Origin of the sequence: Blastochloris viridis (genome assembly GCF_001402875.1) — a bacterium.
Lineage (GTDB): Bacteria > Pseudomonadota > Alphaproteobacteria > Rhizobiales > Xanthobacteraceae > Blastochloris > Blastochloris viridis.
In genome coordinates, this window is the sequence record NZ_CP012946.1 from 3,433,548 (window position 1) to 3,455,363 (window position 21,816).

Sequence of the window (21,816 nt, forward strand, 5' to 3'; positions counted from 1 at the left end):
TCTCCCACAAGTGGAGAGGGAAGAAAGAGCCGAACTGATCAACCGGAAACCGTATCAGCCGGGCGATGCCGGCCGTCAGCGCACAATCGCAGCAGGACCCCAAGACCGGATGACCGACACCGCCGCCCCGGCCTTCACCCACGGCTCGACCTTCAAGCATGTGGTGGTGATGACCTCGACCGGCTCGGTCGGGCTGATGGCGATCTTCGCGGTCGACTTCCTCAATCTGTTCTACATCTCGCTGCTCGGCGAGGTCGAGCTGGCGGCCGCCATCGGCTACGCCGGCACCGTGCTGTTCTTCGCCACCGCGGTGTCGATCGGCGTCACCATCGCCGGCACCGCGCTGGTGTCGCGCGCACTCGGCAGCCGCGACCGCGACGCCGCGCGGCGGCTCGGCGGCTCCTTCCTGGTCTATTCGCTCGCGATCACCGTGGCGGCGACCGCCATCGCCCAGCCGCTGCTCGGCGACGTCCTCTCCCTGCTGGGGGCCACCGGCCGCACCCACGCCGTCGCCGAGCGGTTCTTGTGGATGGTGATGCCGTCGACGCCGCTGCTGGCGCTCGGCATGGCTGGCTCCGGCATCTTGCGCGCGGTCGGCGATCCCCACCGCGCAATGTGGGTGACGCTCGGCGGCGGCCTCGTCACTGCGGTGTTCGACCCGGTGTTCATCTTCGCCTTCGGCCTTGGCGTCGACGGCGCCGCCATCGTCTCGATCCTGTCGCGACTGGTGCTGGCGGGGCTGGCGTTGCACGGCGCCATCCGGGTGCACGATCTGCTCGGGCGGCCGAGCCTCGCCGAACTCCGCGCCGACAGCCGCGCGCTGTCGGTGATTGCGGTGCCGGCGGTGCTGACCAACGTCGCCACCCCGGTCGGCAACGTGTTCGTGACGGCGTCGCTGGCGGATTTCGGCGACGCCGCAGTGGCGGCATGGGCGGTGATCGGCCGCATCATCCCGCTCGCGTTCGCCCCGGTGTTCGCACTGACCGGCGCGATCGGGCCGATCCTCGGCCAGAACGTCGGCGCGCGGTTGTTCGAGCGGGTCCGGCGGGCGCTGGCAGACAGCCTGATGCTGGTCACGGTCTATGTGCTGGTGATCTGGGTGGTGCTGGCGCTGCTGCGCTGGCCGGTGGCCCACATGTTCGGGCTGTCGGAGCCCGCGGCGGCACTGGCGGCGTTCTACGCGCTGTGGCTGACCGGGCTGTTCGTGTTCAACGGCGCGCTGTTCGTCGCCAACGCCGCCTTCAACAATCTCGGCTTCCCGGTACTGTCGATGGTGTTCAACTGGGGGCGGGCGACGCTGGGCACGGTGCCGTTCGTGTGGGCCGGCGCCGCCTGGGGCGCGGAGGGCGTATTGGCCGGGCAGGCGCTGGGCGGGGTGGTGTTCGGCGTGGTCGGGGTGATCGTGGCGTTCAAGGTCGTCGCCCGGCTCGGCCGCGGCGACGGCGAGAGCGGCGCGCCGCCGCTCGCCAGCCCACCGCTAACGCCGTTCACCTCCGGCGAGGACGCCGCGGTCACGCCGTCGCCCTGACCTCGCATCCCGGGCGCAACCGCCAGATCGGCCCTCCCTGGTCGCTGCGGCGCCGACGTTATACGGTTTGTGGATGTTCCCTTCGTGATCCCGGACACAACGGCGCCGAAAGAGCCTTGATCGTAAAGGCGTCTTTCGGCGACCGGAGGCGAAACCCGGGCCGGATCGGCCCGATTTCGCATCAGCGGGCCCGTGCTAGAACCGCCCTCTCTCGGGACGGCTGATTCGACCGGCGGGCATAACCTTTCGTTCATCGATGCCGGGAGCCGTGAAACGCCGCGCCAGCACCCGGAGCTGCCGGCCGCGCTTTGGACGTCTGCAGAGCTTCCGAAAGAGATATGTGCATGAAGCCGATCGTCACGTTGACCCTCAACCCGTCCATCGACGGTGCGGCCGAGACCGACACCATCCGCCCGACCCACAAGATAAGGACGTCGAACGAGCGCTATTATCCGGGCGGCGGCGGCATCAACGTCGCGCGCGTGGTGGCCGAGCTGGGCGGGCCGACCCGTGCGGTCTACGCCGCGGGCGGCGCGACCGGACCGATCCTCGATGCGCTGATCGAAAAGCGCGGCATCGCCATCCAGCGGATCGGCATCGACGAGGACACCCGTATCAGCCACAGCGTGTATGAGCGCACCTCCGGGCTGGAATACCGCTTCGTGCCGGAGGGGCCTGAGCTTCAGACCCAGGAATGGCAAGCCTGCCTCGACACCCTGTCCCACCTCGACTGCGACTATCTGGTCGCCAGCGGCAGCCTGCCGCGCGGGGTTCCGGCCGACTTCTACGTCCGCGTTGCCGAGTTCACCCGGCGCCTCGGCATCCGGCTGGTGGTCGACACCTCCGGCACGGCGTTGACGGCGGTGGTCGAGGCCGGCGGGCTCTATCTCATCAAGCCGAGCCTTGGCGAATTCGAGCAGTTGGTCGGCGCCAAGCTGCCCGACGCGGCCGCCCAGCACGCGGCGGCGATGGCGCTGGTCAACTCCGGCAAGGTCGCGCTGATCGCGGTCACGCTCGGCCACCTCGGCGCATTCCTCGCCGCGCCCGACGGCATCCTGCGGCTGCCGGCGATGCCGATCGAGGCCAAGAGCGCGGTCGGCGCTGGCGACAGCTTCCTCGCTGCGATGACGCTGGGGCTGGCGCGCGGCATGCCGGCGCGCGAGGCGTTCAAGCTCGGCATGGCGGCCGGCACCGCGGCGGTGCTCACGCCCGGCACCGAGCTGTGCACCCGCGCCGACGTCGAGCGGCTGTTCGCCGAGCTCACCGCGGCACCCGAGCCGGCGGCGGAGTGAGGTTTCAAGCGTCTTCCGCGCCAACGGGTCCCGGTGGCGCGGAAGAAAGCGCGTCACCGACCGTTACATCGCCGCGTTAACCGCCGCCGGCCGGCGGGCGGCGTCGACGAATGCCGCTGCGGCGCGGGCGATGAGGCGGTCGCCGACCGTCAGCTCGGCGGTCAGCCGATAGAGCGGCGGGTGAAACTGGACGATGCGCGCCGCCAGCTCGACGCGGCTCCGGCACGACAGAGGAAAGCGGTACCGAACATTGAGATCGGCGGTGACCGCCTCGATGCCGCGGTGGAACAGGCAGTGCGTCATCGCCGAATCGAGCAGGGCAGCGATGACGCCGCCATGGACGATGCCCTGATAACCCTGCAGCACCTCGCGACAGGCGAACGTGCCGCGGACGCCGTCATTGCCATCGGGAACGAATTCGAGCTTCAGCGACAGCGGGTTATCGCTGCCGCACAGCAAACAGTGGGCGTGGGACTCCGCGCCCGCCCGTGACGGCGCCGGCCGGCCGGCCGGCGGGGCTGGCGTCATGAGGGCTGCCCGTCATGGCCCAGCGACCCGTGGGGGAGCGCTGGGCCGACCTTGGTGTTTTTGAACATATGCTCATAATAGCGCGCAGCCGGCCGATACGGAAGGCTGGCGCGGGCGCCCGCACCCCCGCCATGCATCACGCGGCCAGCTCATACGAACTTCGGCCGGCCTGGCCGGAGCTCCTTGGCGGTTGCCGAAAACGCCCCTGATCGAGGATTGCGCGAGGTTTCCGGGATCACGCCGCGATCATCCGGAAACCGTAACAAGCTGCGAGCGCCGACGCCGGCCGGCGCTATTGCTGCGGGCGGGCACTCTGAAAGGTATCGCAAACGGCAACGTCGCCGCTCCGCAGGCCGCGCGTGAACCAGCTGACGCGCTGCTTGGATGAGCCGTGGGTGAACGAATCGGGCACCACCCGGCCCTGCGAGCGCTGCTGCAGGCGGTCGTCGCCGATCGCGCTGGCAGCGGCGATCGCCTGCTCGACGTCGCCCTGTTCGAGGATCTTGAACCGGCTGTCGGCTTGATAGGCCCAGATGCCGGCGTAGCAGTCGGCCTGCAACTCGACCCGCACCGACAGCGCGTTGGCCTCGCGCTGCGACATCGAGCGCTTGGCGTCGTTGGTCTTGCCCAATACGCCGCGCAGGTTCTGCACGTGGTGACCGATCTCGTGGGCGATGACGTAGGCGGCGGCGAACTCGCCCGGCGCACCGAACCGGCGCGACAGATCGTTGAAGAAGCTGAGGTCGAGATAAACCTTGCGGTCGTTGGGGCAGTAGAACGGGCCCATCGCCGATTGGCCGAGCCCGCAGGCCGATTGGGTGGCGCGGGTGTAGAGCACCAGCCGCGGCGGTGAATAGGTCTGGCCGTTTCGGCGGAAGATGTCCTTCCAGACATCCTCGGTCTGGGCCAGCACCGTGGCGGCGAACTGGCCCTGCTTGTCGGTCGGCTGGCTGGTCGGTACCGACCGCTGCTGCTGGACCTGCTGCGGGCCGCCCTGCAGCATTTCGAGGCCACCGATCAGGAGCGCGGGGTTGATGCCGGTCGCCCAGGCGATCACCCCGACCACGATCAAGCCGCCGATGCCGAGCCCGCCGCGGCCGCCGGGAAAGCCGCCCGACCCGCCCGGGCTGAAATCGCCATCGCCGCGCCGGTCCTCGACATTGTCGCTGCGCCGGAAGTCTTCCCACCGCATGGGCTTCTCCTTACCGATAACCTCGCCTATATGGCCGCCGGCTGCGGCCGGACCAGGGCGGCGGTTCGGCCGCGGCGGCGCGCGCCGCCGGCATTCCCGCAACAACCTGTTGAATGATTTGACGTTCTTGCCCGCCGCCGCGGCCGTCGTGTCTTTCGCAAAAGCGGTTCCCACTTTTGCAGAAAATGCTCTAACACCACGCGATGGTGCGCATCCGAGTCCTGTCGCAGTCCCGGCCGACCTTCGAGCGCGAATCCGCCGTGCTGGCGCGCGGGGTGGCGCCGGTTGCCGGCTGCGATGAAGTCGGGCGCGGCCCTCTGGCCGGTCCGGTGGTGGCGGCGGCGGTGATCCTCGACCCAGCAAACATCCCGGACGGCATCGACGATTCCAAGAAGCTCGACGCCGCGCGCCGTGAGCAGCTCTATGCGGCGCTGGTGGCCTGCGCCGAGGTCGGTGTGGCGCTGGCGCCTCCTGCGCGCATCGACCGCGACGACATCCGCAAGGCCTCGCTGTGGGCGCTGGCGGCGGCGGTGCGGGCGTTGCCGCGCCAGCCCGGCCACGTGCTGGTCGACGGCCGCGACCTGCCGATCTTCGCCTGCGAGGGCACCGCCATCGTCAAGGGCGACGCGCTCTGCCTGTCGATCGCCGCCGCCTCGATCGTCGCCAAGGTGGTGCGCGACCGCATGATGCAGGGGCTCGACCGCCTCCACCCCGGCTACGGTTTCGCCGCCCACAAGGGCTACGGCACCGCCGCCCACCGCAGCGCGCTGGCGGCGCTCGGCCCGTGCTGCCACCACCGCCGCTCGTTCGCCCCGATCCGGCTCGCCGACGCGGTGGCGGCGCCGGACGAGCCGACGCTGCTCCGGGTCGAGGCCGGATAGGGCAGCCGCGCGCGCATGCGGGCGCGCGCTCTTTGCGCCAACGCTCACCCCACCCGCGGGCCGCGACGCGCGCCAGCGACGAGACCGAAGGACCCGGACCGATGCAGATCGACACCCCCTTGAGGTCTTCGCGGCTGCTTGAGGCGATGCGCGGCCAGCCGCGAGCGCTGGTCTATGCCGTCATCGCCGGCCACGCCGTGGCCATGGCAGTGGCGATGCTGATGGTGGACGCCTCGCCGCCGCGCGAAGTGGTCGAGGCGCTCGCCGTCGGCCGCGAGCACGTGCTCGGCACTGCCGCGCAGCCGCCGCTGACCGCCTGGGTGCTGAGCCTCGCCTATTGGCTCGGCGGCGGCCGGCTGGGAGCGCTGGCGGTGGCCGGCGCCCTTGCCGACGCGCTGGCGCTGTGGGCGGTGTTCCAGCTTGCCCGCTCGATCGTCGGCGAGCGGCAGGGCGCGCTCGCCACCGTGCTGGCAGCCGGGGTCGCCTCCTTGACCTGGCTGCCGCCGGCGCTCGACAACGACCGCCTGCTGCTGCCGCTGTTCACGCTGGCGGCGCTGCACCTGTGGCGCGCCGCCGGCCAGGGCCGCCGGCATTATTGGGTGCTGGTCGCGCTCGACCTCGCCTTGATGATCGCGACCAAATACGAGGCGATCGTGCTGGCGCTGGTGCTGATGCTGGCGCTGGCGGCAAGCGAGCGGGGCCGCGCCGTCTTCCGCGCCCCCGAGCCGTGGGGGGCGCTGGCCATCGCCGGCGCGCTGGTGTGGCCGCATTTCCTGTGGGTCGCCACCAGCGAGGTCGCTCCCGTGCACGGCCTCGGCGGCCTCTCCGACATCGCCGGGCTGATCCAGGCCCGCGCCGCCGCCTGGCTGGCCGCCCTCGGGCTGGGCGTGCTCGGCCACGCCGGGCTGGCCGGCCTTCTGGCGCTGCTGGTGGTGCCGCGCCGGGGCGAGCGCGACGACGCCCCAACGTTCGCGCGCCCGACCCCCGACGTCACCGCCCGCCGTTACGCCGTGACGCTGGCGTTCGCACCAGCCCCGGCGTTCGCGCTGGTCGGGCTCGCCGTCGGCGAGACGCCGACGTTCGAAACCCTGGTGCCGCTGTTCGCGTTCTCCGGCCTTGCCGCGGTGCTGCTGCTGGGGCCAGCGATTGCCTTCCATCGCCACGGACTGGCCGGACAGGCCCTGGCCGTGCTCACCCTGGCGCCGGCGGCGGTCGCGGTGCTGACCGCGCTCGCGTTGCCCTACACCCGCAGCCAGGGTGCCGACACCAACTGGCCGAGCGCCGACATCGCGCGCTGGTTCACCGAGGTCTACCGCATCCGCACCGACCAGCAGCTGGCCATCGTCGCCGGCGACGGCTGGACCGGCGGCACGCTGGTGCTGGCCAGCCGCGACCAGCCGCGGCTCTATCTCGACGCCGACCCCGCCCGGGCGCCGTGGATCACCGACGACGCGGTGGCCCGCGCCGGCGTGCTGGCGGTGTGGCGGGTGGACGGCGGCAATGCCAATCCGCCACCGAGCCTGCGCGCCCGCTTTCCCGGCATGACGGTCGAGACGCCGCGCAGTTTCGAGTGGGCGATCGCCGGCCGCCTGCCGCCGATCCGCATCGGCTGGGCGGTGATCCCGCCGCGGGCGGACTGACGCGAACTCCGGCCGACCTCGACGCGGCTTCGCTGCGAGGTCGTTCCCAGGGGCACGCCGCGATCTACACGGCAACCGGCCGGATCACTCCGACGCCGGATAGCGCCCGATCAGCCGCGACTGGCGGGCGGCGGCGGCCATCAGCTCGGCGGCGCCGCACGGCGCGATGCCGCGCCGGCGCTGGCGGTCGCCGATCTCGAACAGCAGCGCCTGCTGGCGGAACAGCTCGCGATAGACCTCGGCGAGCCCGAGCGCCGGGTCCCAGACGTGGATCGCCTCGCCGCCGATGCCGTTGATCTCGATGATCTGGAAGTCGTTCCCGCGCATCAGCGCCGCGGCGCTGTCGAAGCGGATGTCGAAGCGGCCGTAGTGAAACTCGGGCAGGTCGCGGGCGATGGCGTCGAGGCGATCCTCCAGCGCCGCGGTGATCAGGCTGGCGCCGTTGCGGTAGAAGCCGCCGACCCGCTGGCTGCCGATGAACGACAGCTTGACCACCTCGCCGGCCGCCGGCACCACCGCCAACAGCGCGTCGTCCAGGCCGCGGTGCTGGCCGCCGCGGTCGAGATAGCACGACGCCTTCCAGCTCAGCCTGGGATCGGCGGCGATCAGCTGGCGCACCATTGCCCGGCCATCGCCGCGCACGGCGGGGTGGTGGCGGATGGCGAGCGACAGAATGCGTCCGCGGGCAACGCCCGGCAGGCGGCCATAGAGCAGCCCGGCCTCACCCTGGAACGGCGACAGCTGCTGCACCAGGAACGGCACGCCGGCCGGCAGCCGCGCCAAATCGCGGCGGAACTCGACGTCGCTCTCCACGCACCGCACGCCATAGCCCTGCCAGCCGACGTCGGGCTTCAGCACCACCGGCCAGCCGAAACCGCCGGCGGCGAGCCGCGCCAGCGTCGCGCCGATCCAGTCGTCTGTACCGGCCTGCGGCCGCACGATCTCCAGCGTGGGAGCGATGAAGCGGCGCGCCAGCGCGCCAGCCTCAGCGAAATACTCGCTCTTGCGCTCGCCCCACATGCCGCCGGTGGTGATGGCGGGATTGGCGGCGGTCGGCAGGCTGAGGCTGCGATAGGCGAGCCCGAGCCGCAGCCAGTTGATGGCGAGCGGTGCGTAGAACAACAGCGGCGGAATGCGCTCGGCGGTCGCAACCGGCCGCGGAAAGCTGGCGACCGTCGGCGGCGGCAGCACCAGCCCGGCCTTGGTGCCTGCGACCGGAACGCCGGCGCCGGCACCGCCCGCGGTGGCGCGGGCGCGCAGTTGCGGCGCCGCCACCGTTGCGATCCAGCGCATGCCGTACAACACCGCCAGCGCCACCGGCACCGCCAGCAGCATCGTCCGCCCCTCGGTCGCCGCCGGCCAGTGCCGGCACAAGAACAGCGCGGTGCCGAGCACGACGGCGAGATAGACGGTCGAGAACACCGACGACGCGCCGACGAAGCTCTTGAAGCAGAACCGGCGGGCGCCGAACGTCATGAAGCACGGCATCAACAGGCCGGGCACCAGCCGCACCACCAGCATGGTCTCCAGGATGCGCTTTTCGAGCACGCCGGCCACCGTCTGCAGGCCGGGCCTGCTCATCAAGCGGTCGGTCCACGGGAGCCGGGCGGCGAAGACACCCAGGCCGTAGAACGCAACGTCGCTCGCCACCATGCCGGAGAACAGGCTGGGGACGACGACGGCGGACGATACCGCCGAATCCTGCAGCAGCAGCGTGCCGACCGCGATGGCGACGTCCTCGTGAAGGAACGGCAGCAGGAACAGGAAGACCGCTTGCAGCGCCGGGGAGTGGTCGACCCACTGGAGGACGTCGATGGGAGACACGGAGTTCAACTCAGCCAACCCGGCGACGGCCGCGCCGTCTGGGCAGCGTCGCGCGGGTGAATGTTACGGGGCGGGACCACCGGACCGCGGGTTAACGCGTTACGCGGCGGCACTCCAGTGCCACAGTACAGCACAACGCGCCCAATCTGCATGGCTGGCATGAAACAAAGTCAACCCAGGCTCACCATCCGGCTCGCGTGCTGGCCGCAGGGGCCGCCGACGGCCCCGTTCTCGTTCGGTTCGTTGCGCCGGGCCCATTGGCCCAGATCATTGCCCCCAGGCGGCGAAGACGTCGGCGAACACCCGATCGCCCGGAATGCCCTTTTCGATCGACAGGATGGCCCGGCGACCGTTCTTGTAGACCAGCGGAATGTCGAGCCAGGCGCGCTCCTTGAGCAGCTGCAGATTGCGCTGGACGTCGGCCTCGATCGCCGACAGGCCGACGATGAAGAAGCCGGCGGTGACATCGACGGCGAGCCCGGCGAGCGGGGCGCCGCGCTGCCCCTCGCCGCGCTTGGCGAGGATGCCGGGCACCTTGGCGACGCCGCCGAACGGGAAGTCGGCGGGGGTGGTGAACAGCAGTTCGATGGTATGGCTGGCCGGCAGCGCGGTGTCGACGTTGCGGCGCAGCGTCACCGAGGCCGACATCCGCCGGTCGGGAACCTGCACCTCGGCGCGAATGGCGAGGTCAGGCGGCAGGCCGGCGCCCGGCGTCACCGTCTCGGTGCGCCACGCCACCGTGCCAATCAGCACCTGGCCCTGCTGGCCGGCGGCCGGGTCTTCCTCATAGAGGATGGCGCGCTGCGCCACCTGGAGGCCCTCGGCCGGCGGCTGCTGGGAGGACTGCGGCGCCGGCTGCGCCTGCGACTGGGGCGCCTGCGAGCGCGGCTCGTCCTGGGTGATGCGGTCGGAAATCTTCGGCCGTTCGGCGGGTTGCGACGTTTGCGCGGCCGGGCGCGGCGGGGCGCCGTTGCCGAACAGCGGCAGCCGGCCGGAGGCGGCAAGCAGGCCGATCGCGGCGGCCACCAGCACCAGCACCACCAGCCCGACGACGATGGCCCAGAACCGCGCCCGACCGCCGGCAGCTTCGTCCGCCATCTCGATCTCGTCGTAGCGCGGCCGGCCGCCCAGCGAGCGCGCCGACGGGCGGGGCTCGATCTTCGAGCGGCGCAGGGTGGGCGGCGCATCCGGCTCAGCCGGGGCCGCGCCGGCCTGCTGACTGGGCGGAGGCCGGCCCGGCCGTTGCGACGGCGGCTGCTCGCCGGTCTGGGACGATCTGGCGGCCGACCCGCCCGATGCCTTGGCGGAAGACCCGACGTCGGCGGACGCACCATCGCCGTTGCCAACGGGTTCGGGCGTCGGATTGCCGGCTTCGCCGGCCGGCTTCGCCTCGTTTCTTGGCTCCTGCCTGGCCTCCAGCAGGGTCTTTTCGTCGCGAAGGCCCGCCTGAAGGCGCTGGCGGCCCTCGCCGGGGGCGAGGCGATCGACGCGGGCCTGGAACGCGGATTTGCGTTCGGCCGGCGGCGGCGCGGCCGCGGCGGGCTCTGGCGCCACATCGCGCTGCGGCAGGTCGGCCGGTGCCGCCGGCGCCTGCGGCGGGCGGAAATGGCTCTCGCGGGATTGGGCCTCGCCGCTCGCCGGCGGCGGACGCAGCGCGGCCTCGCGCTGGCTGCGGACGATGTCCGACTCGATCCGGCGGATCGCCTCTTCCAGCCCCAGCCGCTCGCGCGTGATATCGGTTTCGGACAGCGGCGGCGCGATCGAGCGCAACTGGGCCACCAGCGCAGCCCTGGCGCGATCGTAGAGGACGCGCCGGTTCTCCGGGGTGTTGGTCTCGAGGCCCGCGATGGCGCGTGAGATCAGAGGTGCAAAATCCGCCATTTTGTCCCGATCGGTTTGGTCCCTTCTCCCGAGGCGTCTCGAGCCGGAGCGCGCTGGGCTGCGATTAAATCACCGGCGCGCCATGAACTCTTGTTCGAGAATGATGTGTTCGCAAAACCCGGCAGCCCGTTTTGCACATCATGCTCTAGGCCTCGAATGGGTTCTGAACGAGAATGGTGTCGTCACGCTCCGGTGATGTCGACAACAGCGTCACCGGGCAGCCGATCAACTCCTCGATCCAGCGCACGTACTTGATCGCCTGCGCCGGCAGATCGGCCCACGACCTTGCGCCGGCACTCGACTGCGACCAGCCGGGAATGGTCTCGTAGATCGGCTCGACCCGCGCCTGGGCGCCCTGGCCGGCCGGCAGATAGTCGATCTCCTGGCCATCGAGGCGGTAGCGCACGCACACCTTGATTTCGTCGAAGCCGTCGAGAATATCCAGCTTGGTCAGTGCGATGCCGGTGATGCCCGAGGTCTTGACGGTCTGGCGCACGATCACCGCGTCGAACCAGCCGCAGCGGCGCGGCCGGCCGGTGACGGTGCCGAACTCGCGGCCGCGCTCGCCGATACGGCGACCGATGTCGTCGAAAAGCTCGGTCGGGAACGGCCCCTCGCCGACGCGGGTGGTGTAGGCCTTGGCAATGCCGAGCACGTAGCCGATGGCGGTGGGGCCGAGCCCGGAGCCGGTGGCGGCGCCGCCGGCGACGGTGTTCGACGACGTCACGAACGGATAGGTGCCGTGGTCGACATCCAGCAGCGCGCCCTGGGCGCCCTCGAACAGGATACGCGAGCCGGCGCGGCGATGGTCGTCGAGCAGCGCCCACACCCGGTCCATGTAGGGCAGCACCTGGGGCGCCAGCGCCAACAGCTCATCGGTCAGCTCGGCCGCCGCGATCGGCGGCAGGTCGAGCCCGCGCCGCAGCGCGTTGTGGTGGGCGAGCAGGCGGTCGATCTTGGCCGGCAGCGCAGCCGGCTCGGCCAGATCCATCAGCCGGATGGCCCGGCGGCCGACCTTGTCCTCGTAGGCCGGGCCGATGCCGCGCTTGGTGGTGCCGATGCGGGTGCCGGCGGCGCCGCTCTCGCGCAGGGCGTCGAGCTCGCGGTGCAGCGGCAGGATCAGCGTCACGTTGTCGGCGATGCGCAGGACGTCGCGCGAGATCGTCACGCCCTGCCCGGTCAGCCGGGTGATCTCCTCGACCAGCGCCCTGGGGTCGAGCACCACGCCATTGCCGATCACCGACAGCTTGCCGGGCCGGACAATGCCGGACGGCAGCAGCGACAGCTTGTAGGTGGTGCCGTCGATGACCAGCGTGTGCCCGGCATTGTGGCCGCCCTGAAACCGGACGACGATGTCCGCCTGTTCAGAGAGCCAATCGACGATCTTGCCTTTTCCTTCGTCGCCCCATTGGGAACCGACGACGACGACATTGGCCATATCTGCCCGCCACGCCACTGCCCGATCCGGGCCAAAAATTAAGCAAACCCCGACATTTCCTGTCGAGGCTCGTTCCCCGTACCGGATCGATGGTAGCGAAGCAAGGCGCGGCGGGACAATGCCGCGATCTATCGACCGATCTTTGCCGATGCAGCGCCGGGGCGGTTGCGCCAAACCTCCGGGCCGCGCTGCCGGCGCAGCGGTACGCCCAGGCGGTGGCCAGGCGTGATCGGCGCTCGCGCCGGACGCCGGGTCGCGCGGTCGCCACCGTGCCCTTCCGCCGCTGCCGGCCTGCCCCATATGAAGGCATGATACGACACCTGGCCGGCCAAGCCGGCGTATCGCCGGCCGGCCGCCGAAAAATCCCTTTCCGGTCAAGGATTTTTTGGCGAGGGTATTTGCGGGATCACGACGTGATCATCCAGAAAGCCGTATGAGGGAGGATGCGATGATCGATCGTCTGGCCAAGGCGGCGGCAGCCGCCACGCTTGCCGCGCTGTTGGCCTCGCCGGCGGCGGCGCAAACGCCCCCCGATACGCCGAACAGCGAGGCCGGCCGCTACAGCTTCGCCCCGGTCGAGGGCGGGGTGATGCGGCTCGACAGCCGCACCGGTGCGGTGAGCCATTGCACCCGCCGCCCGGCCGGATGGACCTGCGAGACGGCGCCGGACGAACGTGCCGCGCTGGATGCGGAGATCGCGCGGCTGACCTCCGACAATCAGCGCCTGTCCGCCCGCGTCGCCGAGCTTGAAAGGCGGATCGAGCAGAGCCGGATCGGTCCGCCGCCGGTACCGCCGGGCGTGGTGCCCGACCCGACCCGGCCGCCGGAGACGGCGCCGCCGGCCGGGCGCGAACTGCCGAGCGACGCCGAGCTCGACCGCGTGATGACCTTCGTCGAAAAGCTGTTCCGCCGCTTCATGGCGATGGTGCAGACGCTGCGGCCGGAGCCGCCGCCGCAAACGCCGCCCCCGGCGCCTAACTCGCTGTAGCGAGCCGACCGAACTTACGGATGCGAGAAGGGGGAGCGGCCTCGCTACTGGCTCGCCCACAGGATACGGGCGACCCAGGCAACGGCGTCGCGGTTGAAGCTGAGATCGGCGTGCTCCGGATTAAGCGATTTCAACTCGATGGTCTTGGCTGACAGCCGCTTTAATTCCTTGGCCATCACCTCGCCCTCCTTGAGCTTGACCACGACGCGGTCGCCGCGCCGCACCGGGGCGTTGGGCGAGACGATCACCACGCAGCCGTCGCGATAGGCCGGGATCATCGAATCGCCGGTAATCTCCAGGGCATAGGCGTTCTCGTCGCCGACCGCCGGAAACTCCACCGCGTCCCAGCCGGTGCCAACCGGAAAGCCGGCGTCGTCGAAGATGCCGCCCTCGCCGGCCTGCGCCAGGCCGATCAGCGGCACGGTGCGCCGCGCCATCGACACGCCCGACAGCAGCGACATGAAGGCATCGACGGTCTCGCCGGTCGCGGCCAGGATCTTGGCGATCGACTCGGTCGATGGCCACCGCGGCCGGCCGTCCGGAGTGATGCGCTTGGAGCGATTGAAGGTGGTGGGATCGAGCCCGGCCCGCTTCGCCAAGCCTGAGGTCGACAGGCCGTGCCGCTCGGCGAGCTTATCAATCGCCGCCCAGATTTCTCCATGGGTCAGCAAAGCGTCCTCCGCGAAGGCTCGTTGGCTTCTTTTCCACTATAAGGACTTCCGTCTTAATGTCCACGCATCGCGCGCAGGCGGTGGGACTTTATGGCCTTTTGTGAGTAGTTTCGCCGATCATCGCGGCGGTTGTTGCCAAACGACGCATCAGTTTCTCGCAACAACAGGCGAACAACCTGAAGCTTGGCTGCATTTGCACCGCGCGATCGCTGCGGATCCGACCGTATCTTACCTCAGCGCATCGAGTCGCCGGCGAGACCTTGCGACCGAGGCGCCAAACCAACCGCCCGCCTTGGCAAAAGCTTCAACGGCTGCGATTTGACGGGTCGCCGTCACGCCATCGCCTCCATCGCCACGACCGGATGGGCCGACGCCGGCGTGATCGCCGGATTTCGGTTATTGCATCGGGTCGGACGCCCGCAGGTTCGGCGTCTTGCCTGTTGGCGCGCAAAACCGGTTCCCACGCTGGCGGGAAATGCTCTAAGCGTGCGCCATGTCCGCCGCCTCGATCACCCTTTACAAAATCGTCCCGCGCCTGCTGTGGCAGGCCGCCGCGAGCGCCGGCCGGTTCGACGGCGCGCCGGTCGACCTCGCCGACGGCTTCATCCACTTCTCCACCGCCGCGCAGGTGGCGGAGACCGCCGCGACCCACTTCGCCGGCCAGGACGATCTGGTGCTGGTCGCGGTGGATGCCGCCCGGCTCGGCGCCGCGCTGACCTGGGAGCCCTCGCGCGGCGGCGCGCTGTTCCCGCACCTTTATGCCCCGCTCGATCTTACCGCGGTGGTGCGGGCCGAGCCGCTTGCGCTCGGCCGCGACGGCCACCACGTCTTTCCGGAACTTGCGCCATGATCGGCTTTCTCGACCGCCTGACCCGCCCGGTGCTGAGCACGCTCGACCCCGAACTGGTGCACGCCCTCATCATCGCCACGCTGAAATGGCTGCCGCTGCCGGCGCCGGCCGACGACCCGCGTCTCGCCGTCAACGTGTTCGGCCTTGCCTTCCCAAACCCGGTCGGCGCCGCGGCGGGCATCGACAAGAACGCCGAGGTGCCCGACGCCCTGCTGAGGCTCGGCTTCGGCTTCGTCGAGGCCGGCGCGGTGACGCCGCGGCCGCAGCCCGGCAACCTGCGGCCGCGCTTTTTCCGGCTCGACCCCGACCGCGCCCTGATCAACCGGTTCGGCTTCAACAACCAGGGCGCCGAGGCGGTGCGGGCGCACCTCGCCGCCCGCGCCGGCAAGGGCGGCGTGGTCGGACTCAACCTCGGCGCCAACAAAGACTCGGCCGACCGCGCCGCCGACTATGTCGCGCTGATCGCGGCATTCGCGCCGGTGACCAGCTATTTCACCCTCAACATCTCCTCGCCCAACACGCCGGGACTTCGCGACCTGCAGGAAGCCTCGGCGCTGGACGATCTGGTTGCGCGCTGTGTCGCGGCGCGCGACGCCACCACGCCGCGCCGGCCGCTGCTGCTGAAGATCGCGCCCGACCTCGACCTCGCCGCGCTGGACGCCATCGTCGAGGTCGCCAAGCGGCGCGGGCTCGACGGCATGGTGGTGTCGAACACCACGGTGGCGCGGCCGGCGACGCTGACGGGTGCCCGCGCCGGGGAGAGCGGCGGGCTGTCGGGCCGGCCGCTGTTCGAGCCCTCGACCCGGATGCTGGCGGAAACCTTCGTCCGGGTCGGCGGCGCCTTTCCGCTGGTCGGCGTCGGCGGCGTCGACTCCGCCGAGACGGCCTGGGCCAAGATCGCCGCCGGCGCCAGTTTGGTGCAGCTCTACAGCGGCTTCATCTTCAAGGGGTTGAGCCTGATGGACGAGATCAAGGCCGGCCTGATCGGCAAGCTGAGCCAGGGTGGCTATGCCAGCATCGCCGATGCGGTGGGCTGCGGCGTTGCCGACTGGACCGGCCGGGCCTAACCCCAAAGCCGTCGGTCTCGTCGCCGCCTGATTGCCCGAAAAGCCTCTGGTCGAGCCTCCGGCCCGACCGGCCGGATTCGTCTCAGCGCTCGTTCATCTTGGCGAAGCGGACGATCAGCCAGATCGGCACCACCACGGCAGCGCCGAGCAGAACGTAGCGGACGATCCACTCGACGGTGTCGAAGCCGAGGTGGAAGACGTTCTCGATGCGGTGAATGATCCAGCGCACGAAATCGACCAGCGACTGGATGATGTTGAACGGGTCGAGCCCGATCACCGACAAAATCACCCCGACCACCAGCGACAGCATCAACAGCCGCAGCGCCACCCACACCGGCGGCCCGCCGAAAAAGCGGTCGACGGCGGAGGGCTCGCGCCAGTCCGGCGGCGGGGACGCGGGGTCGGGGTTCGTCATCGCGGTCTCCGGCGTGGCGGGTTTCAGTCGTTCGCAATATCGGGCGCGGACCGCAGCCATTCAAGGCCATGCCAGCGCCGGCGCCGCTGGATGCTGTTTCCGGCCGATCACATCGTGATCCCGAAAGGAATTTCCCGGCCGCGAAACTCCGGCCTGATCGGCGCGATTTCCCAGGTCACCGATTCGGTCCGGGTTCGTTCGGGACTCGTTCGACCCGCTGGCGATACGGCAACTCGCGGATGTCGCAGGCAGGGACGGCGCCCGCCGCCCGGCAACCCGACGTTAAGCCGAGTCGGGCGGCGTCGATCGGCACGCGATTCGGGCCGCCTTTGTTCCTTTCTTGTTCGACTTTCCGGTAACCGTCAAATTGGCATTGTCGCGGCGAGAGACGGCGGTAACCGGCCGGGCGGCGCCGATCGGCCCGCCGCCGGCCCGGACGAGACCGTCACCGCGCACGGCCCGTTGCATCAACCCGCCAGTAACCCAGATCACGGCGCCACCGGCGGCACGCGATTCGGGCCGGGTTCGTTCAGGCCCCGTTCGAAAACGCCCCGCGCGCGGCCAGAGCGGCGTCCAGGATCGGCACACCGCGCCGCTGCGCCAAGCAGCGCCCGCCGGCGCGCGATTCGGGCCGGGTTCGTTCCGGCCTCGTTCGAAATCGCCGCGCTCGCGGCGAGAGCGGCGTCCAGTATCGGCACACCGAACCAAGCCCGCGCGGCGGCAGCCGGCGCAAAACCGCTTGCGGACGGCGGCGATCCGGCCGAGTTATGGCGCCGCCGGATACCCCGCCGGATGCCGGGCTGGGCTCGCCGCCAACCCTCCCGAACAGGGTGTTCGGCGAGATCGGCTCTGCGACTTCGCGACCCACAACCCCGCGTCACCGCCCGTGCGTCTCAAAACTCCCGTGTTCCGCTCCTCCGGCGATCCCCTGGCCGACCGCCGGTACAATCTCGCTTTGGACTATCGCCGCGACGGCGACCTCGCCGCCGCCGCCGACCTTCTCGCCCAGACCGTGGAAATCGCGCCGGGCTGGGCCGCGGCTTGGTTTGCGCTGGGCGAGGCGAACCAGATCCTCGGCGTGCGCGAGGCCGCTGCCAACGCGTTCCGCCACGCGCGCGACGCCGATCCGGGCGACGAGCTCGGCGCCGGGCTGTGGCTGGCGCGGCTCGGCGACCGCGAGGTCGCCGACGCCATGGCGTCGGGTTACGTCGAGCAGCTGTTCGACCAGTACGCGCCGGAGTTCGACCACGCTTTGGTCGACCGGCTCGGCTACAACGGGCCGCAGTTGCTGGCGGCGGCGCTGACCTCGCTGCGCGGCGGCGACTTCCGTGTCCGCCGCTGCCTCGACCTCGGCTGCGGCACCGGGCTGATCGGCGCCGCGCTGCGGCCGCACTGCGCAACGCTGATCGGCATCGACCTCTCGGCCGGCATGCTGGCGCAGGCGAAACGGCGGGGCTGCTACGACGCGCTGGTGCGCGCCGACCTGCTCGCCGCGCTGACGCTGGAGCCGGCCGCGGCGGCCGACCTGATCGTCGCCGCCGACACCATGGTCTATGTCGGCGAACTCGGCCCGGTGCTGGCGCAGGTGGCGCGGGTGCTGGAGCCGGGGGGCCTGTTCGCCGCCACCCTGGAGCGCTGCGAGGCCGGGGTCGAGCTGCACCTGAGCCTGCGCTACCGCCACGGCGCCGACTATCTGCGCGAACGCGCCGATGCCGCCGGGCTCGAGATCGCCTATCTCGCCGAGGCCTCGGCGCGGCAGGACGGCGGCGTGCCGGTGCCGGGCCTGGTCGCGGTGCTGGCCAAACCGGAAACCGCCAGCCCGGAGACGGCGACGTCGTAGGCCGCCGCGGCCGGCTGGGGGCGGCCGAACAGATAGCCCTGGGCGTGGGTGCAGCCGGCCGCGCGCAGCAGCCGCGCCTGCTCCGCGGTTTCGACGCCTTCGGCGGTGGCGGCCATGCCCAGGCTCCGGGCGAGGCCGGTGACCGCGCAGACGATGGCGGCGCAGTCCGGCCGCTCGGCAACCTCGGCGACGAACAGCCGGTCGATCTTGATCTTGTCGAACGTGAACATCCGAAGGTGCGACAGCGAGGAATAGCCGGTGCCGAAATCATCCAGCACCACCGCGACGCCGAGATCGCGCAACTGCTGGAGTTCGGCCAGGATCGCCTCGTCGTGCAGCAGCAGCACGGTTTCGGTGACCTCGATTTCCAGCCGCTCGGGTGGCAGCCGGGCGGCGCCCAGCGCCTGGATGACGCTGCGGACCAGGGTGCGCTTCTTGATGTGGTTCGGCGAGATGTTGACGGCGAGGCGGACGTGGCCCGGCCAGCGCGCCGCCTCGAAGCAGGCGTGGCGCAGCACCCACTCGCCAAGCGGCACGATCAGGCCGGTGTCCTCGGCGAGGGCGATGAACTGGTCGGGCATCAACAGGCCGCGGCTGGGGTGGCGCCAGCGCACCAGCGCCTCCATGCCGCACACGCTCTCGTCCGGAAACGCCACGATCGGCTGAAAATGCAGTTCGAGCGCGCCGGCGGCGATCGCCTCGCGCAACTCGGCCTCGGTGCGGCAGCGGCTGCTGGCCTCGCTGTCGAGCCCCTCGTCAAAGACGCGGAAGGCGTTGCGGCCGCTGCCCTTGACCTTGTAGAGCGCGAGGTCGGCGGCGCGCAGAAGCTCGCCGACGGTGCGCCCGCCCTCCGGCGCGATGGCAACGCCGATGCTGGCGCCGATCGCCACCTGCCGGCCGTCCAGATCGAACACGCTGCCGATGCGCTCGATCAGGCGGGCGGCGAGCGCGACGGCGGCGGCGTGCTGGTCGGGCCGGCTGCGCTGCAGGATGGCGAACTCGTCGCCACCGAGCCGCGCCACCACGTCGCCGGCGCCGACCTCGGCGCGCATCCGCGCCGCCACCACCTGCAGCAGCTGATCGCCGGCGGCGTGGCCGAGGGTGTCGTTGACCGGCTTGAAGCGATCGAGGTCGACCAGCAGCACGGCAAGGCTGTCGCCGCGGGCAGCGCCCTGGGCCAGCGCGGCTTCGACCTCAGCCTTGAAATGGGCGCGGTTGGCAAGGCCGGTGAGCGGATCGTGGTGGGCGAGATGGCTGATCTTCCGCGCGGCGTGCTCGCGCTCGGTGACGTCCTCGTGGGTCGACACCCAGCCGCCGTCGGCGATCGGGGTGTGGACCACCGCGATCACCCGCCCGTCGCTGAGGCGCCATGTGTCGGCGAAGGTGTTGCCCTGGGCGAGCTCCTGCCACAGCGCGCCGACGAAGGTGTCAACGCCGTCGTCGAAGGTGTGAAATGGTTGGCAGGCCTTCAGGATGTCGGCAAAGCTGGCGCCGCGGCTCATCACGTCCGACGGCAGGCCGTACATATCGACGACGCGGTCGTTCCACACCTTCAGCTTGCCGTCGGCGTCGAACATGGTGAGGCCCTGGCTCATGTGCGCCAGTGTGATCTGCAGCGCCGCCGACTTCTCGCGGGCGCGGCGCTCGCTGTCGCTGAGCAGCTTTTCGGCGGCGCGGCGCGCGGTCATGTCGACATAGGTGGTGATGAAGCCGCCGCCGGGCACCGGCGTGCCGCGGATCTCGACCACGGTGCCGTCGGGGCGGACGCGCTCGAACAGGTGCGGCTCGCCGCGCCGCGCCAGCTCCAGCCGCGCCCGCACCTGCCGCGCCGGGTCGCCGGGGCCGTATTCGCCGCGCTCGGCATTGGTGCGGAAGATCATCTCCAGCGTCGGCAGGCCGTGCGCGAACAGCTCGTCCGGCAGCTCGAGCAGGGTGCGGAACTGCACGTTGCAGACCACCAGATTGAGGTCACTGTCGAAAAACGACACGCCGCCGGGAAAATTGTCGACCACCGCCTGCAGCGTCGCGGCGTGGCGCTTGATCTCGCTGACGTCGATGCGAAGGCCGACGGTGTAGCCGGACGGGGTGCGCCGCTCGCGCAGCTGCAGCCAGCGCCCGTTCTCCAGCAACTGAAGGCTGTCGCTGGAGGGGGAGCGGTGCAGCCTGAGCCGCTCGGCCACCCACGCTTCTTGCTGTTCGGCGGCCTCGCCCGCCTCCGGATACTGGCCGTGGGCGAGCCCATAGCGCAGGATCTCCTCGAAGCCGGCGCCGGGCCTAATCGCCGTCGCGGAGTGTGCGTAGAACGCGCGGTAGGCATCGTTGCACATCAACAGCCGATCGCTGTCGTCATAGACCGCAAAACCGTCCGGAATGGCGGCGACCGCCTCGGCCAGCACCTCCTGGGCCTGCTTGCGGGCGGTGATGTCGGTGAACGAGGTGATCACCGCGCTCGGTCTTGTGCTGCCGGCCTCGAAGATCGGCTCCGAATTGACGGAAACCCAGGTGGTGCCGCTGCCGGCGCCGCGCAGCCCCATCACCACGTTGCGCTGCGGCAGGCCGGTGGCCAGCGTCACCATCGCCGGAAACCGCCGCACCGGCAGCGGCTGGCCGTGCTCGGTGACGGCATCCCAGCGCGGACCGCCGGAGTTGGGATAGATCAGTTCCTCGTGGTTGACGCCGAGGATGCGGCCCGCGGCCGGGTTGGCGGAGATGATGTGGGCCTCGGCGTCGAGGATGAAGATGCCCTCGCCGAGCGCCATCATCATCGAGCGATAGAGCGTCTCGCGGCGGCGAAGGGCGTGCTCGGTGTCCTTGCGGCCGGTGATGTCGAGGCCGATGGCGGTGCAGCCGACCCGGCCCTCGGCGTCGGGCCGCGGCGTCAAAGCGAGGTCGAGCCAGATGTGGTCGCCGCGCCCTGTGCGAACGCGAACGTCGCCGCGCCACGTTCGCCCCGCCGCCATCGCCGCGGCGAATGCCGCCGCCTCGGGCGGCCGCACGCCAGCGGTCAGCGCGAGGTAGCTCTTCCCAATCAGGGCCGCACCGACGACGCCGATGGCGCGGCACAGCGTGTCGTTGACGCTGACGAAGCGGCCGGCGCCATCGAACTCGGCGACCAGCGCGGTGCGGTCGAGCGCGCCGAGCCGGGCGGCAAGGTCCGCTGCCGCGACCGGCGGCGCGAGGTGATGACCTTCGCCCTCGGACGAGCGAAAACTAGCGCCGTGTGATCCAATTCCGGTCATGGCTTGGCGTTCGCTGCCCTTGCGCACCGCATCGACCGGCGATCCGCACCCGGGTGGGACGGCCAGTCGCACGTTGCGAGTGATGGTGACGGCTAACGGTTGTAATGGTAACCACCGTTCGTAAAAACGAGATTGATGGAAACTTCGAAAATTCGGGTGGTTTCTGCGACAGCCGCCACGCCGGCATTACGGTCGCGGCCTGACGCCGGCGCGTTCGAATGCGCCCGTTATGGCTGCAATTCCGGGCTGGTCGCTTTGCTGTTGCGCTATTCGGCCACCGTTCGCCCAAAATGCGCCATCGTCCGATATCCGGACGGTCGCTCCGGACACCGAAATCCGGCCGATCCGGCCTCAGCTTCAAAGTCCGGTCGCCGGAAAGACCCCTTCCGATCAAGGATTTTTGGCGAGGGCGTTGCTGGGATCACGACGTGATCATCCGGAAACCGTATCCGGAATACTAAACGAGCCGATCGACCAGCCGGCCGCGCAGGTGGGTCGCTCGTATCGGCGGGGTGCTCGGCTCCGGGGCCGTCTCCAGCCTC

Annotated in this window: 16 protein-coding genes; 8 read left to right on the forward strand and 8 right to left on the reverse strand. The window is 70.6% G+C overall.

Going from position 1 to position 21,816, the window contains the following annotated elements; all coding sequences use genetic code 11:
• Positions 1-109: 109 nt before the first annotated feature.
• Positions 110-1,528, forward strand: coding sequence for an MATE family efflux transporter (locus BVIR_RS14915; RefSeq protein ID WP_055038354.1), 1,419 nt, complete (start codon positions 110-112; stop codon positions 1,526-1,528).
• Between the two features lie 344 nt (positions 1,529-1,872).
• The gene (locus BVIR_RS14920; RefSeq protein WP_055038941.1) at positions 1,873-2,820 is read left to right on the forward strand and encodes a 1-phosphofructokinase family hexose kinase; all 948 of its coding nucleotides are present in this window, start codon (positions 1,873-1,875) and stop codon (positions 2,818-2,820) included.
• A gap of 63 nt (positions 2,821-2,883) precedes the next feature.
• Here BVIR_RS14920 and BVIR_RS14925 read toward each other — a convergent pair whose 3' ends face one another.
• Both BVIR_RS14925 and ypfJ read right to left on the reverse strand, forming a co-directional pair.
• Positions 2,884-3,348 carry a PaaI family thioesterase gene (locus BVIR_RS14925; protein WP_055038355.1) on the reverse strand — a complete coding sequence of 155 codons (465 nt, stop codon included), beginning with the start codon at positions 3,346-3,348 and terminating at the stop codon, positions 2,884-2,886.
• A gap of 292 nt (positions 3,349-3,640) precedes the next feature.
• Entirely contained in the window at positions 3,641-4,540 is a 900-nt protein-coding gene (gene ypfJ, locus BVIR_RS14930; protein WP_055038356.1) for a KPN_02809 family neutral zinc metallopeptidase, read from the reverse strand.
• Between the two features lie 203 nt (positions 4,541-4,743).
• On the opposite strand from ypfJ, the gene BVIR_RS14935 reads away from it, so the two are divergent.
• Complete coding sequence (locus BVIR_RS14935; protein ID WP_055038357.1) at positions 4,744-5,421, forward strand: ribonuclease HII; 678 nt, start codon at positions 4,744-4,746, stop codon at positions 5,419-5,421.
• A 101-nt stretch (positions 5,422-5,522) separates the two neighbouring features.
• Positions 5,523-7,061 (forward strand): glycosyltransferase family 39 protein, encoded by a 1,539-nt coding sequence (locus BVIR_RS14940; RefSeq protein ID WP_082417213.1) that lies wholly within the window; start codon positions 5,523-5,525, stop codon positions 7,059-7,061.
• Positions 7,062-7,145: 84 nt separating this feature from the next.
• Here the strand turns inward: BVIR_RS14940 and BVIR_RS14945 are convergent, their stop codons facing one another.
• The 3 genes from BVIR_RS14945 to BVIR_RS14955 all read right to left on the reverse strand — a co-directional run bounded on the left by BVIR_RS14945 (position 7,146) and on the right by BVIR_RS14955 (position 12,204).
• The gene (locus tag BVIR_RS14945; protein WP_145911939.1) at positions 7,146-8,885 is read right to left on the reverse strand and encodes a hypothetical protein; all 1,740 of its coding nucleotides are present in this window, start codon (positions 8,883-8,885) and stop codon (positions 7,146-7,148) included.
• 267 nt (positions 8,886-9,152) lie between these two features.
• Positions 9,153-10,766 carry a hypothetical protein gene (locus BVIR_RS14950; protein WP_055038360.1) on the reverse strand — a complete coding sequence of 538 codons (1,614 nt, stop codon included), beginning with the start codon at positions 10,764-10,766 and terminating at the stop codon, positions 9,153-9,155.
• Positions 10,767-10,911: 145 nt separating this feature from the next.
• Positions 10,912-12,204 carry an adenylosuccinate synthase gene (locus BVIR_RS14955; protein ID WP_055038361.1) on the reverse strand — a complete coding sequence of 431 codons (1,293 nt, stop codon included), beginning with the start codon at positions 12,202-12,204 and terminating at the stop codon, positions 10,912-10,914.
• A 448-nt stretch (positions 12,205-12,652) separates the two neighbouring features.
• Between BVIR_RS14955 and BVIR_RS14960 the strand changes: the two genes are divergently transcribed.
• Positions 12,653-13,192 carry a hypothetical protein gene (locus BVIR_RS14960; RefSeq protein WP_055038362.1) on the forward strand — a complete coding sequence of 180 codons (540 nt, stop codon included), beginning with the start codon at positions 12,653-12,655 and terminating at the stop codon, positions 13,190-13,192.
• A 44-nt stretch (positions 13,193-13,236) separates the two neighbouring features.
• On the opposite strand, the gene BVIR_RS14965 is transcribed toward BVIR_RS14960, so the two are convergent.
• Positions 13,237-13,863, reverse strand: a complete 627-nt coding sequence (locus tag BVIR_RS14965) for a S24 family peptidase (RefSeq protein ID WP_055038363.1) — start codon at positions 13,861-13,863, stop codon at positions 13,237-13,239.
• Between the two features lie 493 nt (positions 13,864-14,356).
• On the opposite strand from BVIR_RS14965, the gene BVIR_RS14970 reads away from it, so the two are divergent.
• Both BVIR_RS14970 and BVIR_RS14975 read left to right on the forward strand, forming a co-directional pair.
• Positions 14,357-14,713: a DUF952 domain-containing protein gene (locus tag BVIR_RS14970; RefSeq protein ID WP_055038364.1), complete on the forward strand. Its 357-nt coding sequence runs from the start codon at positions 14,357-14,359 to the stop codon at positions 14,711-14,713.
• The gene (locus BVIR_RS14975) at positions 14,710-15,780 is read left to right on the forward strand and encodes a quinone-dependent dihydroorotate dehydrogenase (protein WP_055038365.1); all 1,071 of its coding nucleotides are present in this window, start codon (positions 14,710-14,712) and stop codon (positions 15,778-15,780) included. Before BVIR_RS14970 ends, BVIR_RS14975 begins: the two co-directional genes overlap by 4 nt.
• A gap of 82 nt (positions 15,781-15,862) precedes the next feature.
• On the opposite strand, the gene BVIR_RS14980 is transcribed toward BVIR_RS14975, so the two are convergent.
• Complete coding sequence (locus tag BVIR_RS14980) at positions 15,863-16,195, reverse strand: DUF6460 domain-containing protein (protein WP_055038366.1); 333 nt, start codon at positions 16,193-16,195, stop codon at positions 15,863-15,865.
• Positions 16,196-17,099: 904 nt separating this feature from the next.
• Between BVIR_RS14980 and BVIR_RS14985 the strand changes: the two genes are divergently transcribed.
• Positions 17,100-18,035, forward strand: a complete 936-nt coding sequence (locus BVIR_RS14985) for a class I SAM-dependent DNA methyltransferase (RefSeq protein ID WP_055038942.1) — start codon at positions 17,100-17,102, stop codon at positions 18,033-18,035.
• On the opposite strand, the gene BVIR_RS14990 is transcribed toward BVIR_RS14985, so the two are convergent.
• A complete protein-coding gene (locus BVIR_RS14990) occupies positions 17,927-21,274 on the reverse strand; it encodes a sensor domain-containing protein (RefSeq protein WP_145911937.1) in 3,348 nt (1,115 codons plus the stop codon). The genes BVIR_RS14985 and BVIR_RS14990 overlap by 109 nt on opposite strands.
• Between the last annotated feature and the right edge of the window lie 542 nt (positions 21,275-21,816).